We start from the raw sequence: 14,594 nt of genomic DNA on the forward strand, positions 1-14,594 counted from the left end.
TGGACAAACGGTTCTCCACAACCTGAGATGGACGCAGTACGTCCATGGCAGGGAGGCGGGGGCGCGTGGCATCTGAACAAATGGCCGACAGCTCGCCGGACGGCGCCGCTTCGCCGCCGCGCCCCCTGGACGCCATCGACCAGGACATCCTGCGGATGCTCCAGTCGGACGGCCGCGCCTCGGTACGGTCGGTCGCCGAACGCGTCCACGTCTCGCGCGCGAACGCCTACGCGCGCATCAACCGGCTCGTCGAGGACGGCGTCATCCGCGGCTTCGGCGCCCGCGTCGACCACGAGCGGGCCGGCCAGGGGACGTCCGCCTACATCACCCTGAAGATCGTCCAGAACTCCTGGCGCACGGTGCGCGAACAGCTGCGGAAACTGCCCGGGGCCTCCCACATCGCTCTGGTGGGCGGGGACTTCGACGTGCTGCTGCTGGTGCACACCTCCGACAACCGCGCGCTGCGCGAACTGGTGCTGACCCGGCTCCAGGCGATCCCGGAGGTGCTCAGCACGCGCACCCTGCTGGTGTTCGAGGAGGAGGACCTGGAGCCGCAGGGGTGAGTCAGCCCTGCTTGCGCAGGCCCGCGAACGCCAACTGCACGACCGCGTCGGCGACCTCCCGCCGGCCCATGCCGCGCCCGTCGGGCCGGTACCACTCGACGATCGAGTTGATCATGCCGAAGACCAGCCGGGTCACCAGGCGCACCTCTATGTCGCCGCGCACGTCCCCGTCGGCGGCCGCCGCCTTCAGCAGTTCGGCCACCCGGTGGTCGAACTCGCGGCGCCGGTCCAGCGCCCACCGCTCGGTGTCCGTGTTGCCGCGCACCCGCAGCAGCAGGGTGACGTAGGGCAGCTCGGCGATCAGCACCTCGACCATGCGCCGTACGACGTACTCCAGGCGCCGGGAGGCACGCCCCACGCGCGCCTGCTCCTCGTCGAGGATCCCGAAGAGGCCGTCCAGCGCCCGGCTCACAGCCCGGCGCAGCAGTTCCTCCTTGCCGGCGACGTGGTGGTAGATCGACGACTTGGAGATGCCGGCCGCCTTGGAGAGGTGCTCCATGGAGGTGCCGTCGTAGCCGCGCTCGTTGAAGACCCGCACGGCGACGGACAGCAGCGTCTCCGGGGTGTACGTGTCGCGCCTGGCGGTGGTCATGAGGCGGTGCCCTCCCTTTTGTCGGAGGCGTGCGCGTGGCGGTACAGCGCGAGGGACGGCGCGTAGCGCCCCGAGGGGTCGCGCAGGTGGAGGTCGTCGAGGAGCGAGTAGGCCCAGTACCGGCCGAGCCTGCGGTTCCACTCGAACGGGCCCAGGGGATAGTTGACACCGAGTCGCATCGCGGTGTCGACGTCCTCCTCGGTGGCCACGCCCTTGGCGACGGCGTCGTGGGCGAGGTCCACGATCCGCGCGACCGTCCGGGCGACGATCATGCCGGGCACGTCGCCGATGACGCTGACCTTCTTGCCGAGCGCCTGGAACAGGCCGGTGGCCTCGGCGAGGGTCCGCGCGGAGGTGTCCTGGGACGCCGACAGGGCGATGCGGCCCGCCTTGCGGTAGTCGAGGGCGAGGTCGAAGTAGACGACGTCCCGGAACTCCACGGAGGTCTGCCCGTCGGCGAGGGCCAGTTGGCCACCGCCGGGCAGCACCAGGCGGGTGCCGTTGTCCTCGTCCTCCTCGCGGACCTCGATGCCCGCCTCGCGGATCAGCGCCGGCAGCTCCGAGGCCGGGCCCAGGTCGCCCTCGGCCACGACGTACGCGGGCGGTTCCTGCCGCTCCGCGGTGTGCGGCTCGGGCCGCTCGGCGCCGTCGCGGTAGTCGTACCAGCCCTGGCCGCTCTTGCGGCCGAGCCGGCCGGACTCCACCAGGCGCCGCTGGGCGAGGGACGGCGTGAAGCGCACGTCCTGGAAGAAGGACTGCCACACCGAGTGGGTGACGGACTCGTTGACGTCCTGCCCGATGAGGTCGGTCAGTTCGAAGGCGCCCATCCGGAAACCGCCGCACTCGCGCAGGACCGCGTCGATGGTGGCCGGGTCGGCGCCCTGGGACTCGTGGACGGCGAAGGCCTCGGCGTAGAAGGGACGGGCGATGCGGTTGACGATGAAGCCGGGGGTGTCGGCGCAGGCGACGGGCGTCTTGCCCCAGGCGCGGGCGGTCTCGTACGCGCGGGTGGCCGAGGTGACGTCGGTGGCGGAGCCGGAGACGACCTCCACCAGCGGCATCAGCGGCGCGGGGTTGAAGAAGTGCAGGCCCACGAACCGGCCGGGAGCGCGCAGGGCGCCGCCGATGGCGGTGACGGACAGGGACGAGGTGTTGGTGGCGAGCAGGCAGTCGTCGCCGACGACGCCCTCCAGCTCGCGGAAGAGCTCCTGCTTGACGTCCAGCCGTTCCAGGACCGCCTCCACCACCAGGGCGCAGTCGGCGAGCTCGGCGAGGCCGTCGGCGGGCACCAGCCGGGCCCGGGCCGCGTCCCGGTCCGCGGCGGGGAGCCGGCCCTTCTCGACGAGCCGGTCGAGCCGGGCACCGATCGCCGCGGCCGCTTCCTTCGCACGCCCGGGAACGGCGTCGTACAGCCGTACCGGGTGCCCGGCGACCAGCGCGACCTGGGCGATGCCCTGGCCCATGGTGCCGGTGCCGACGACGGCCACGGGGCTGCTGAGGTCGAGTGCTGTCATGTGCGCGATCCTCCCGCACGGGGTTTTCCACAGATGCGGCGGACCCCCTTGAACCGACCGATCGTTCGGTTACTCTAGCCCTGACCGCCCGTTCCCGCCCATGTTTCTGCCAGGTCACGAACTCGACGAAGAGTTCTCCAGACGAGGAGTTGGTCCCGCATGGCCGCCGAACTCACCGCACACGACCTCATCGCCAAGCACCGGCCCACCCTCGACCAGGCGCTGGAGGCGATCCGCACGCGCGCGTACTGGTCCCCGCACCCCGAGCACCCCAAGGCCTACGGTGAGAACGGCAGCCTGGACGCCGCGGCGGGCAAGGCCGCCTTCGACGCCCTGCTCGGCACCCGCCTCGACCTCGGCCAGCCCGGCACGGACGACTGGGTGGGCGGCGAGGTCTCGCCGTACGGCATCGAGCTGGGCGTCACCTACCCGCACGCGGACGTCGACGTGCTGCTGCCCGCCATGCGGGCCGGCCAGCGCGCCTGGCGGGACGCGGGCGCCGAGGTGCGCGCGGTGGTCTGCCTGGAGGTCCTCAAGCGGATCAGCGACCGCACCCACGAGTTCGCCCACGCGGTCATGCACACCTCCGGCCAGGCGTTCATGATGGCGTTCCAGGCGGGCGGCCCGCACGCGCAGGACCGCGGCCTGGAGGCGGTGGCGTACGCGTACGCGGAGCAGGTGCGCACGCCCCAGGCGGCGGAGTGGACCAAGCCCCAGGGCAAGCGGGACCCGCTCGCGCTGACCAAGCGGTTCACGCCCGTCCCGCGCGGCATCGGCCTGGTCATCGGCTGCAACACCTTCCCGACGTGGAACGGCTACCCGGGCCTGTTCGCCTCCCTGGCCACCGGCAACGCCGTCCTGGTCAAGCCCCACCCGCGCGCGGTGCTGCCGCTCGCCCTCACCGTGCGGGTCGCGCGCGAGGTCCTCGCCGAGGCGGGCTTCGACCCGAACCTGGTCGCGCTGGCCGCCGAGCGGCCCGGCGAGGGCATCGCCAAGACCCTGGCCACCCGCCCCGAGATCAGGATCATCGACTACACGGGCTCGACCTCCTTCGGCGACTGGCTGGAGGCCAACGCCCGCCAGGCCGAGGTCTACACCGAGAAGGCCGGCGTCAACACGGTCGTCGTGGAGTCCACGGACGACTACCGGGGGATGCTGTCGAACCTCGCGTTCTCCCTGTCCCTGTACAGCGGCCAGATGTGCACCACCCCGCAGAACCTGCTCATCCCCCGCGAGGGCATCACCACGGACCAGGGCCCCAAGTCGTACGACGAGGTGGTCGCCGACCTCGCCCGGGCCGTGGACGGCCTCCTGGGCGACGACGCGCGGGCCAACGCCCTGCTCGGCGCCATCGTCAACCCGGACGTGAAGGCCCGCCTGGAGGCCGCCGCCGGCCTCGGCGAGGTCGCCCTCGCCTCCCGGGAGATCGCCAACCCGGACTTCCCGGACGCGGTGGTCCGCACACCGGTGATCGTGAAGCTGGACGGCGCCAAGCCGGACGCCGAGGCCGCCTACATGAGCGAGTGCTTCGGGCCGGTCTCCTTCGCCGTCGCCGTGGACTCGGTGCCGGACGCGGTGGAGCTGCTGCGCCGGACGATCCGCGAGAAGGGCGCGATGACGGTCGGCGCGTACACCACCGACGCCGAGGTCGAGCGGGCCGTCGAGGAGGTGTGCCTGGAGGAGGCCGCCCAGCTGTCGCTCAACCTCACCGGCGGGGTGTACGTCAACCAGACGGCCGCCTTCTCCGACTTCCACGGCTCGGGCGGCAACCCGGCGGCCAACGCGGCGCTGTGCGACGGGGCGTTCGTCGCCAACCGCTTCCGGGTGGTCGAGGTGCGCCGGGAGGCCTGACGGCAGGTCCTAATGCACGCGCGCCGCGCCCCCGGTGGCGCTCCAGTGGTACAGCGTCATCGCCACGCTGGTGGCGAGGTTGTAGCTGGAGACCTGGGGGCGCATCGGCAGCGCCACCAGGCGGTCGGCCCGCGCGCGCAGCTCGTGGGACAGTCCGCTGCGCTCCGAGCCGAAGGCCAGCAGCGCGTCGTCCGGCAGCTCCAGCCCGCGGATGTCCTCGCCCTCCGGGTCCAGCGCGAACAGCGGGCCGGGCGGCAGGTCGTCGACGGCCAGCCGTTCCACGGTGGTCGCGAAGTGCAGCCCGGCACCGCCGCGCACGACCGTGGGGTGCCAGGGATCGAGCGTGCCGGTGGTGACCACCCCGGTCGCCCCGAAACCGGCGGCCAGCCGGATCACGGCACCCGCGTTGCCCAGGTTGCGCGGGTTGTCCAGGACCACCACGGGCGCGGTGCGGGGCAGGCGCGCGAGCCTGCCGAGGCCGGCCGCGCGGGAGGGCCGTACGGCCAGGGCGGCCACGGCGGTGGGGTGCGGGCGCGGCACGAGGGACGTGTAGGCCGCCTCCGAGACCTCCGTCAGGAGCGCGTCCAGGGCGTCCCGCACGTCCGGGGCCAGCTCGTCGGCGAGGGCGAGCGCGGCCGCCCGGTCGCAGGCGACCGCCACCGGGACCTCGGCACCGAAGCGCACGGCGTGCTTGAGGGCGTGGAAGCCGTCGAGCAGCACGCTGGTGCCGGCGAGCGCGCGCCAGGCGGTCACGGGGTCGGGCCCGGTGCCGGGGGCGGTCGCGCGCCCGGCCCCGGGATCGGTCGCACGCCCGGTTTCGGAGTCGGGATCGGTCATGCGGTGAAGCCTACGTGCGTGTGCCCGGCACTCTCCGGGACGTGCTCCGGCGTCACCGCACGGCCGCGGCGCCAAAGGACGCCCGCACGCACGCGCGCCGCCCACCCGCCGGCCCGGCGCAGGAAGGACGTCGGCAGGAAGACCGCGTCCGCCGCGATCATGGCCAGGGAGAAGAACGGCAGGCCGAGGACGACGGCGATCACCGCGTGCTCGGTCATCATGGCGGCCAGCAGGACGTTCTTGACCCGCCGGTTCAACAGCGTGAACGGGAAGGCGACCTGCACGAGGACCGTCCCGTACGTCACGAGCATCACCACCGTGCCGCTGGCGGACAGCAGGTCGGCCAGGCCGGGCCAGGGCGAGAAGTACTCCAGGTGCAGCGGGTAGTACACCGCGGTGCCGTCCTGCCAGCGGGAGCCCTGGATCTTGTACCAGCCGGCCGTGGCGTAGATCAGGCACGCCTCGGCCATGATCACGAGCAGGGCGCCGTTGTGGACGGTGTGGGCGACGACGTCGAGCAGGATCCGCGGCTGGCCGGTCCTGGCACGGTGCCCGGCCAGCCACCACAGGGCCTGGGCCAGCCACACGCCCCACAGGATCACCGGTATCAGCCGGTCACCGTCGAACCGGCCCGCCAGGGTCGCCGCGACCAGCACGAACCCGAGCACGCCCCACAGCGCCGGACCGACGCGGTCCACGGCCCGCTCCCCGCGCGCGCGTGCCGCCCGCGCCCGGCGCTCCCGCCGCGCGTCCAGCGACCACACCTGGCCGCAGCGGGTGAACACGAGGTAGACCGACATCAGGTGCAGGACGTTGTCGCCGCCGTCACCCATGAAGATGCTGCGGTTCTGCAGCGACAGCACGCCGACCATGAACAGCACCGACGTCGTGCGGGTGCGCCAGCCCAGCGCCAGCAGGGCGCTGGAGACGAGCGCGCACGCGTAACCCGCCTCGAACCAGATCCGGGCGTCCGACCACATCAGGACGCTGAAGGCGCCGTTGTCGCTGATCAGCTGCTCGGCCAGGTCCCAGCTCCACGGGCCGTCGGGGCCGTACAGCTCGTGGCGGTGGGGCACTTCGCGCAGCAGGAACAGCAGCCAGGTCAGGGCGAAGCCGATGCGGACCACGGCCGTCTGGTACGGGCCGAGCGCGGACCCGGTGACGCGGGCGATGCCGCGCGACAGGCACAGCACGACGCGGTTCACCGCGCACCTCCCCGCGCCTCGGCGTCCGGCACCGGCCACCACGGCAGCTCGCGGTACACGGGGGCCGTCGCGACCTGCTCACGGCTCCACCGCGGCGGGGGCACGTTGGTGGTACGGGAGCGGAACTGGACGCGTTCGAGGACGCCGCCGGGTCCGGCCGCGTCCTCGCGGTGCAGGCGCAGCACCGCGATGCGGCGCAGGTACGTCTCGGCCAGCGCGCCCCGCAGCCCGACCGGGCGGTTGTCGCCGTCGTGCGTGGCGACGAAGAAGTCCCAGGCGCGGCGCAGTTCGTTCTGCTGGGTGTGGCTCGGCAGCGGATTGCCGTCGATGGCCCGGCCGTCCTGGGCGGACAGGTCGTACCAGCCGGTGGTGCGGACGCCGCCGTCCGCCGTCCGCACCTCGGCCCGGACCTGCACGGCGATGTTCTGCTGCAGCGGGTTCGGCGCGAAGAGCTTCCAGTTCTGCTCGAACTCGGGGTAGATCCACTCGTCGATCGCCCTGCCGTGCTCCTTGGTGACCGTGTTGGCCGGCGCCACGTGCAGGAACGTCATGACGAGGTGCGCGCAGACCCCGGCGGCCACGGCCGCGAGCGCGAGTGCGGCGCCGATCCGGTAGCGGAACGAGAGCGCGGCGACCCCGGTGCGCGGGTCGCCGGGCGGTCCGGGCGGTCCGGGCGGCGTGGCCTCGGGAGGGCCCGCGGTGTGCGGGGCGGCAGGACCTGGCGGGGCGGTGGATCCCGGCGTGGCGGCACGGGGCGCGGGCAGCGGTACGCCGTCCGCCGGGCCGGCGCCGGACTCCCGGGAGTCCTCGGGGGCCCGGGAGTCCCCGGGGGACCGGAAGGCCCGGGAGCGGCCGTCCGGCGCACGGGGCGGCTCACCGGCCGCCGGTTCCCGGCCGGGCGGCGGGAGCCGCGGGCCCGTCGGATCGTCCGGCCCGGTCGCCCCGTGCCGGGCGTCCGAGCCGTTGTCGTACGCGTCCATTCCGCCCCGTTCCCCGATCCGGTCCGTCGCTCCGTCCGCCCGGCCGCGGGGCGTCGTGCGCCTGCGCGCCGCACGGCGCCGGCACGGGAACCGTACTCAGGCCCGCCCCGCCGGGCACAACCCCCGGCCGGCACTCCCGCCGTGGCCGTCGCCACACCGCGGGAACCGGCCGTACGGCCCTCCCGCGCAGGAGGAGCCGCGGCCCACGCCGTCCCCGGAGGTACCCCGCGGATCGTCCGAGGAGGTGCCCCCCGCGGATCGTCCGCGGGAACCGCGCAGGTTATCCACAGCGGTTGACACCTTACGACGCCCGTCCCACCATGGAATCGCACGAACCGAACGATCGGTCGGGAGCGTGCTCCGAGCAGAGCCCAGGTCGAGGGGGACTCATGGCGACAGCAGCCGCGCACGAGACGGCCCGCAGCGAGGCGTACGGCGCACCGGACGCCACCGGGGACACCACCGCGTACCAGCGCGCCTTCGACGCGGCCGTGGCCGCCGACGAGCGCATCGAACCACGCGACTGGATGCCCGACGCCTACCGCGCGACGCTCGTCCGGCAGATCGCCCAGCACGCCCACTCCGAGATCATCGGCATGCAGCCGGAGGCCAACTGGATCACGCGCGCGCCCTCGCTGCGCCGCAAGGCCATCCTCATGGCCAAGGTCCAGGACGAGGCCGGGCACGGCCTGTACCTCTACAGCGCGGCCGAGACCCTCGGCACCAGCCGTGACGACCTGCTCGACAAACTGCACGCGGGCCGCCAGAAGTACTCCTCGATCTTCAACTACCCCACGCTGACCTGGGCAGACGTCGGCGCGATCGGCTGGCTGGTGGACGGCGCCGCGATCACCAACCAGGTGCCGCTGTGCCGCTGCTCCTACGGTCCCTACGCGCGCGCGATGGTCCGCATCTGCAAGGAGGAGTCCTTCCACCAGCGCCAGGGCTACGAGCTGCTGCTCGCCCTCAGCCGCGGCACCCCGGAGCAGCACGCGATGGCCCAGGACGCGGTGAACCGCTGGTGGTGGCCGTCGCTGATGATGTTCGGCCCGCCCGACGACGAGTCGCAGCACTCGGCGCAGTCGATGGCCTGGAAGATCAAGCGGCACTCCAACGACGAGCTCCGCCAGCGCTTCGTCGACATCTGCGTCCCCCAGGCGAAGACGCTGGGCCTCACCCTCCCCGACCCCGACCTGAAGTGGAACGAGGAGCGCGGGCACTACGACTTCGGCCCGATCGACTGGACCGAGTTCTGGCAGGTCCTCAAGGGCAACGGCCCGTGCAACGAGCAGCGGCTCTCCCAGCGCAGGCGGGCCCACGAAGAGGGCGCCTGGGTCAGGGAGGCGGCCGCGGCCTACGCGGCCAAGCACAGCGGCGGCCGCACCGGCGACCACACCGACGAGCGTGAGGAGGCGCGGGCATGAGCACCACCGACTGGCCCCTGTGGGAGGTCTTCGTGCGTTCGCGCCGCGGCCTGTCCCACACCCACGCCGGCAGCCTGCACGCGCCGGACGCGGAGCTCGCCCTGCGCAACGCCCGTGACCTGTACACCCGGCGCGGCGAGGGCGTCTCGATCTGGGTGGTGCCCTCGTCCTCGATCACCGCGTCCTCGCCCGACGAGAAGGACCCCTTCTTCGAGCCGGCCGCCGACAAGCCGTACCGGCACCCGACGTTCTACGAAATCCCGGAGGGGGTGCAGCACCTGTGACGGCACCGCGCACGACGACCGTTCCCGCCACCGCGGCCCTCTCCCTGGGCGACGACGCCCTGGTGCTCTCCCACCGCCTGGGAGAGTGGGCCGGCCACGCGCCCGTCCTGGAGGAGGAGGTCGCCCTCGCCAACATCGCGCTGGACCTGCTCGGCCAGGCCCGGGTGCTGCTGTCGCTGGTCGGCGACGAGGACGAGCTGGCGTATCTGCGCGAGGAGCGCGCCTTCCGCAACCTCCAGCTGGTGGAACAGCCCAACGGCGACTTCGCCCACACCATCGCCCGCCAGCTGTACTTCTCCACCTACCAGCACCTGCTGTACACCGAACTGGCCGCCTCGGACGGACCGTTCGCGCCACTGGCCGCCAAGGCCGTCAAGGAGGTCGCCTACCACCGCGACCACGCCGAGCAGTGGACCCTGCGGCTCGGCGACGGCACGGACGTCAGCCACGAGCGGATGCGGCGGGCGTGCGAGCGGCTGTGGCGGTACACCGGCGAGATGTTCCAGCCGGTGGAGGGCCTCGACGCCGACTGGGCGGGCATGCAGACCGCCTGGCTGGAACAGGTCGCGGAGGTACTGCGCCGCGCCACCCTCACCGTGCCCGAGGGACCGCGCTCGGGGGCCTGGTCGGCCGGCGCGGGCCGGCAGGGCGTGCACACCGAGCCCTTCGGGCGGATGCTCGCCGAGATGCAGCACCTGCACCGCAGCCACCCGGGAGCGACATGGTGACGGTCACCGCCCTGGAGGCGGAGCTGCTGGAGCTCGCCGGCTCGGTGCCCGACCCCGAACTGCCCGTGCTCACCCTGCGCGAGCTGGGCGTGCTGCGCGCGGTGCGCGTGCGCGGCACGGACGCCGTCGAGGTCGAGCTGACCCCGACGTACACCGGCTGCCCGGCCGTCGAGGCGATGTCCCTGGACATCGAACGGGTGCTGCGCGAGCACGGCATGCGGGACGTCAGCGTCCGCACGGTCCTCACACCCGCCTGGTCCACGGACGACATCACGGACGAAGGACGCCGCAAGCTCCGGGAGTTCGGCATAGCCCCGCCGCGCGCAGGGCGGGCGGACGGCGGCCCGGTCACCGTCGCGCTGGGCCCGACGCGGACCCTCGGCCCGGACGGAGACCACCCCGGGGACCCCGTCCGCTGCCCGCACTGCGGCTCCGCCGACACCGAACTGCTCAGCCGTTTCTCCTCCACCGCGTGCAAGGCGCTGCGCCGGTGCCTGGCCTGCCGTGAACCGTTCGACCACTTCAAGGAGTTGTGATGGCGCGCTTCCACCGGCTCCGGGTGGCCGCGGTCGACCGGCTCACCGACGACTCCGTGGCCCTCACCCTCGCCGTGCCCCCGGAGCTCACCGACGAGTACCGCCACGCTCCGGGCCAGCACCTCGCCCTGCGCCGCACGGCCGACGGGCAGGAGATACGGCGCACGTACTCCATCTGCTCCCCGGCCCCCGACGGCACGGGCCCGGCCACCCTGCGCGTCGGAGTGCGGCTGGTGGAGGGCGGAGCCTTCTCGACGTACGCGCTGAAGGAGATCAACGTCGGGGACGAGCTGGAGGTCATGACACCGGCCGGCCGTTTCACGCTGCAACCGGCACCCGGCCTGTACGCCGCGATCGTCGGCGGCAGCGGGATCACCCCCGTGCTGTCGATCGTCTCCACACTGCTCGCGCGCGAGCCGGAGGCACGGTTCTGCCTGATCCGCAGCGACCGCACGACCGCCTCGACGATGTTCCTGGAGGAAGTCGCCGACCTGAAGGACCGCTACCCGCAGCGGCTGCAACTGGTGACGGTGCTCTCCCGGGAGGAGCAGCAGGCCGGTCTGCCCTCCGGACGACTCGACCAGGAACGGCTGACCGGGCTGCTGCCCGCGCTGGTGCCGGTGCGGCGGGTGGACGGGTGGTTCCTGTGCGGGCCGCTGGGACTGGTGCAGGAGGCCGAGCGGGCGCTTCGGGCGCTGGACGTGCCGCGCGGTCGCATCCACGAGGAGATCTTCCACGTGGACTCCACCCCGGTGGCCACCAGGGCGGCGGCTCCGGCACACAGCACGGTCACCGCCCGGCTCGACGGACGCGGCGGCACCTGGTCCGTCCAGGACGGCGAGTCGCTGCTGGAGACGGTGCTGCGCAACCGGCCCGACGCGCCCTACGCCTGCAAGGGCGGGGTCTGCGGGACCTGCCGGGCCCTCCTGGTCTCGGGCGAGGTGCGGATGGACCGCAACTTCGCGCTGGAGCGGGAGGAGACGGAGGCCGGCTACGTGCTGGCGTGCCAGTCGCACCCGGTGACGGAGACGGTGGAGCTGGACTTCGACCGGTAGGCGGGCACACCGGCTCGCCCACGACGGCGGGAGACGAACCGCCCCCTCCGCCTCGGGCGGACCGGACAGGGACACGTCCTCCTGCGGGAACCGGCCCGGCAGGAGGACGCGACCCCGCTGCCCGGTCCTGCGCGGGGACCCGCCCCCGCTGCCCGTCAGAGAACGTGACCCGGCTGCCCGTCGTCCGTCACGACAGGACGGCCGGCGGCCTCCCACACCTGCATGCCGCCGTCGACGTTCACGGCGTCGACGCCCTGCTGGACCAGGTACATCGCGACCTGCGCCGAACGGCCCCCGGAGCGGCAGATCACATGGACACGGCCGTCCTGCGGGGCGGCCTCGGTCAGCTCGCCGTAACGGGCCACGAACTGACTGATGGGGATGTGCAGCGCTCCTTCGGCGTGACCCGCCTTCCACTCGTCGTCCTCGCGGACGTCCAGCAGGAAGTCGCCGTCCTTGAGGTCCGCGACCCGGACCGTGGGCACACCAGCTCCGAAATTCATGTCCCCGACGCTACCCGAGCAGCGCGGCGAGCTCCGCCTCACGCTCGGCGACCTGGGCCTGGAGCTGCTGGGCGATCTCCTCCAGGAGGCGGTCGGGGTCGTCCGGGGCGAGCCGGAGCATCGAGCCGATGGCGCTCTCCTCCAGTTCCTTGGCGACGAGGGTGAGCAGTTCCTTGCGCTGGGTGAGCCATTCGAGGCGGGCGTAGAGCTCCTCACTGCGGCTCGGGACCTGCTTCAGCTCCGGACCGGCGGCCCACTCCTCGGCCAGTTCGCGCAGCTCCGCCTCGTCACCGCGGGCGTAGGCGGCGTTGACCCGGGTGATGAACTCCTCGCGCCGCCGACGCTCCTTCTCCTCCTGCGCCAGGTCCGGATGGGCCTTGCGGGCCAGCTCGCGGTAGAGCTTGCGGGCCTCCTCGCTGGGCCGTACCCGCTGCGGGGGCCGGACCGGCTGGTCCGTCAGCATCGCGGCGGCCTCCGGGAACAGGCCGTCGCCGTCCATCCAGCCGTTCAGCAGTTCCTCGACGCCGGGGATCGGCATCAGGCGGGCTCGCAGCTCCTGGGCCTTGCGGACGTCCTCGGGGTCACCGGTACGGGCGGCCCTGGCCTCGGCGATCTGCGCGTCCAGCTCCTCGATGCGGGCGTACACGGGGCCGAGCCGCTGCTCGTGCAGCCGGGAGAAGTTCTCGACCTCGACGCGGAAGGTCTCCACCGCGATCTCGTATTCGATCAGCGCGTGCTCGGCGGCCCGCACGGCCCGCTCCAGCCGCTCCTCCGGGCGGGACTGCTCAACTTCCGGGGTCGTCACCCGACCAGCGTAGGCCACGGGTCGGGCGGAGTTCACCGGCATCGCCTGGAGGGCTCCCCCGAGCCCTCACACCCCCAGTTCCGCCGCGATCCTCCCTTCCCGCACCGCCGCCACCAGTTCCGCGTGGTCCGCCTCCGTCCGGTCGGCACAGGCGACGGCGAAGGCCGCTATCGCCTCGTCCAGTTCCTCGCTCTTTCCGCAGTAGCCGGCGACCAGGCGGGGGTCGGCGCTGTGGGAGTGGGCTCGGGCCAGGAGGGCGCCGGTCATGCGGGCGTAGTCGTCCAGCTGGTCGGCGGCCAGGGCCGTGGGGTCGACGCTGCCCTTGCGGTTGCGGAACTGGCGGACCTGGTAGGGACGGCCGTCGACCGTCGTCCAGCCCAGCAGGACGTCGCTGACGACCTGCATGCGCTTCTGGCCCAGGACCACCCGGCGGCCCTCGTGGCCGGCCGGCGGCGTCTCGAAGCCGGCGGTCACCAGGTGCGGCAGCAGGGCCGAGGGGCGGGCCTCCTTCACCTGCAGCACCAGCGGCTCACCCCGGTGGTCCAGGAGGAGCACCACGTACGACCGGGTGCCGACGCTGCCCGTTCCGACGACCCGGAACGCCACGTCCTGCACCGCGTGGCGGGCCATGAGGGGCAGGCGGTCCTCCGGCAGCGTGGTCAGGTACTCCTCCAGGGACTCGGCCACCGCCGCGGCCTCCGCGTCGGGGACGCGGCGCAGTACCGGCGGGGCGTCGACGAAGCGGCGCCCGCCGTCCTCGCTCGCCTCGGTCGACTTGGCCGCGAAGCGTCCGCTGGTGTTGTGGCGCGCCTTCTCGGAGACCCGCTCCAGCGTGCCGAGCAGGTCGTGGGCGTCGGTGTGGGAGACGAGTTCCTCGTCCGCGATGGCGTTCCAGGCGTCGAGGGCCGGCAGCCCGGCCAGCAGCCGCATGGTGCGGCGGTAGGAGCCCGCGGCGTCGTGCGCCGCCTCGCGGCAGGTGTCCTCGTCCGCGCCGGCCTCCCGGCCCGCGAGGACCAGCGAGGTCGCGAGGCGCTTGAGGTCCCACTCCCAGGGGGCCCGGACCGTCTCGTCGAAGTCGTTGAGGTCGATGACCAGGCCGCCGCGCGCGTCGCCGTAGAGGCCGAAGTTGGCCGCGTGGGCGTCGCCGCAGATCTGGGCGAGGATCCGGGTCATGGGGGTGCGGGCCAGGTCGTACGCCATGAGGCCCGCGGCGCCGCGCAGGAAGGCGAAGGGTGTGGCCGCCATCCGGCCGACCCGCATCGGCGTGAGATCGGGGAGCCGTCCGCGGTTGGACTCCTGCACCGCGGTCACCGCGTCGGGCCGCGAGCCGTCCAGGTCCAGCGTGGCGTGCGCGCGGCGCGGGACCTGTTTGCGCAGCGCCTTCCCCTCGTCCTTGGGGGAGCCGTCGGCGGGCCACGCGGCGAAGCCCCGCACCCGGGGCAGCCTGCGCGCCCGCCCGGTGCCGCCGGGCACCGCCTGCTCCACGGCCGCGTCCGCGCCCGTCGTCCTGGCACCGCTCTCGGTCACCGCGACCGCCTCCCCGCACACGCACGGACATCAACTCGTGCCGACCGTACAACCGGGGGCCGGGGAGCGTCAGACCCTGTGGACAACTCCGTCGTCGGGGAGAACCCGCCCGCGCCGACGGGCGTCCCCCGCCGCACGGAGGGCTACGCCCCGGGCCACCGCCGGTCACCGAAAGCCCCGGAGGACCACC

Annotated in this window: 15 protein-coding genes; 7 read left to right on the top strand and 8 right to left on the bottom strand. The window is 73.4% G+C overall.

The features are described from left to right. Nucleotides 1-80: 80 nt before the first annotated feature. On the top strand, nt 81-563 hold the full coding sequence (locus tag AB0L29_RS27500; RefSeq protein WP_365830652.1) for an Lrp/AsnC family transcriptional regulator: 483 nt from the start codon (nt 81-83) through the stop codon (nt 561-563). Nucleotide 564: 1 nt separating this feature from the next. On the opposite strand, the gene AB0L29_RS27505 is transcribed toward AB0L29_RS27500, so the two are convergent. Then, the gene (locus tag AB0L29_RS27505; RefSeq protein WP_365830572.1) at nt 565-1,155 is read right to left on the bottom strand and encodes a TetR/AcrR family transcriptional regulator; all 591 of its coding nucleotides are present in this window, start codon (nt 1,153-1,155) and stop codon (nt 565-567) included. Then, nucleotides 1,152-2,669 carry a 3-hydroxyacyl-CoA dehydrogenase gene (locus tag AB0L29_RS27510; protein WP_365830574.1) on the bottom strand — a complete coding sequence of 506 codons (1,518 nt, stop codon included), beginning with the start codon at nt 2,667-2,669 and terminating at the stop codon, nt 1,152-1,154. The genes AB0L29_RS27505 and AB0L29_RS27510 overlap by 4 nt, the downstream gene beginning before the upstream one ends. Before the next feature lie 159 nt (nt 2,670-2,828). On the opposite strand from AB0L29_RS27510, the gene paaN reads away from it, so the two are divergent. Next, nucleotides 2,829-4,520 (top strand): phenylacetic acid degradation protein PaaN, encoded by a 1,692-nt coding sequence (gene paaN / locus AB0L29_RS27515; protein WP_365830576.1) that lies wholly within the window; start codon nt 2,829-2,831, stop codon nt 4,518-4,520. 9 nt (nt 4,521-4,529) lie between these two features. Here the strand turns inward: paaN and AB0L29_RS27520 are convergent, their stop codons facing one another. From AB0L29_RS27520 to AB0L29_RS27530, 3 genes are read right to left on the bottom strand one after another with little or no spacing between them, the layout of a single operon-like run. Next, a complete protein-coding gene (locus AB0L29_RS27520; RefSeq protein ID WP_365830578.1) occupies nt 4,530-5,357 on the bottom strand; it encodes a TrmH family RNA methyltransferase in 828 nt (275 codons plus the stop codon). Further along, nucleotides 5,354-6,562 (bottom strand): HTTM domain-containing protein, encoded by a 1,209-nt coding sequence (locus AB0L29_RS27525; RefSeq protein ID WP_365830580.1) that lies wholly within the window; start codon nt 6,560-6,562, stop codon nt 5,354-5,356. Before AB0L29_RS27525 ends, AB0L29_RS27520 begins: the two co-directional genes overlap by 4 nt. Beyond that, complete coding sequence (locus AB0L29_RS27530; RefSeq protein WP_365830582.1) at nt 6,559-7,542, bottom strand: DUF5819 family protein; 984 nt, start codon at nt 7,540-7,542, stop codon at nt 6,559-6,561. The genes AB0L29_RS27525 and AB0L29_RS27530 overlap by 4 nt, the downstream gene beginning before the upstream one ends. A gap of 389 nt (nt 7,543-7,931) precedes the next feature. Here AB0L29_RS27530 and paaA point away from each other — a divergent pair, with 389 nt between their 5' ends. The 5 genes from paaA to paaE are packed head-to-tail and all read left to right on the top strand — an operon-like array spanning nt 7,932 to nt 11,569. Then, the gene (gene paaA, locus AB0L29_RS27535; RefSeq protein WP_365830584.1) at nt 7,932-8,966 is read left to right on the top strand and encodes a 1,2-phenylacetyl-CoA epoxidase subunit PaaA; all 1,035 of its coding nucleotides are present in this window, start codon (nt 7,932-7,934) and stop codon (nt 8,964-8,966) included. Next, nucleotides 8,963-9,250, top strand: a complete 288-nt coding sequence (gene paaB, locus AB0L29_RS27540; protein WP_365830586.1) for a 1,2-phenylacetyl-CoA epoxidase subunit PaaB — start codon at nt 8,963-8,965, stop codon at nt 9,248-9,250. Before paaA ends, paaB begins: the two co-directional genes overlap by 4 nt. Further along, a complete protein-coding gene (paaC, locus tag AB0L29_RS27545; protein ID WP_365830588.1) occupies nt 9,247-9,978 on the top strand; it encodes a 1,2-phenylacetyl-CoA epoxidase subunit PaaC in 732 nt (243 codons plus the stop codon). Before paaB ends, paaC begins: the two co-directional genes overlap by 4 nt. Then, nucleotides 9,972-10,514, top strand: coding sequence for a 1,2-phenylacetyl-CoA epoxidase subunit PaaD (gene paaD, locus AB0L29_RS27550; protein WP_365830590.1), 543 nt, complete (start codon nt 9,972-9,974; stop codon nt 10,512-10,514). The genes paaC and paaD overlap by 7 nt, the downstream gene beginning before the upstream one ends. Continuing rightward, nucleotides 10,514-11,569: a 1,2-phenylacetyl-CoA epoxidase subunit PaaE gene (gene paaE, locus AB0L29_RS27555; RefSeq protein ID WP_365830591.1), complete on the top strand. Its 1,056-nt coding sequence runs from the start codon at nt 10,514-10,516 to the stop codon at nt 11,567-11,569. The genes paaD and paaE overlap by 1 nt, the downstream gene beginning before the upstream one ends. A 155-nt stretch (nt 11,570-11,724) precedes the next feature. Here paaE and AB0L29_RS27560 read toward each other — a convergent pair whose 3' ends face one another. From AB0L29_RS27560 to AB0L29_RS27570, 3 genes are all read right to left on the bottom strand, one after another. Next, on the bottom strand, nt 11,725-12,054 hold the full coding sequence (locus AB0L29_RS27560) for a rhodanese-like domain-containing protein (RefSeq protein WP_365830654.1): 330 nt from the start codon (nt 12,052-12,054) through the stop codon (nt 11,725-11,727). Nucleotides 12,055-12,082: 28 nt separating this feature from the next. Then, nucleotides 12,083-12,877 carry a hypothetical protein gene (locus tag AB0L29_RS27565; RefSeq protein WP_365830593.1) on the bottom strand — a complete coding sequence of 265 codons (795 nt, stop codon included), beginning with the start codon at nt 12,875-12,877 and terminating at the stop codon, nt 12,083-12,085. 66 nt (nt 12,878-12,943) lie between these two features. Then, nucleotides 12,944-14,362, bottom strand: coding sequence for a DUF2252 domain-containing protein (locus tag AB0L29_RS27570; RefSeq protein WP_365830656.1), 1,419 nt, complete (start codon nt 14,360-14,362; stop codon nt 12,944-12,946). Between the last annotated feature and the right edge of the window lie 232 nt (nt 14,363-14,594).

The organism is Streptomyces sp. NPDC052701 (assembly GCF_040678355.1).
GTDB lineage: Bacteria > Actinomycetota > Actinomycetes > Streptomycetales > Streptomycetaceae > Streptomyces.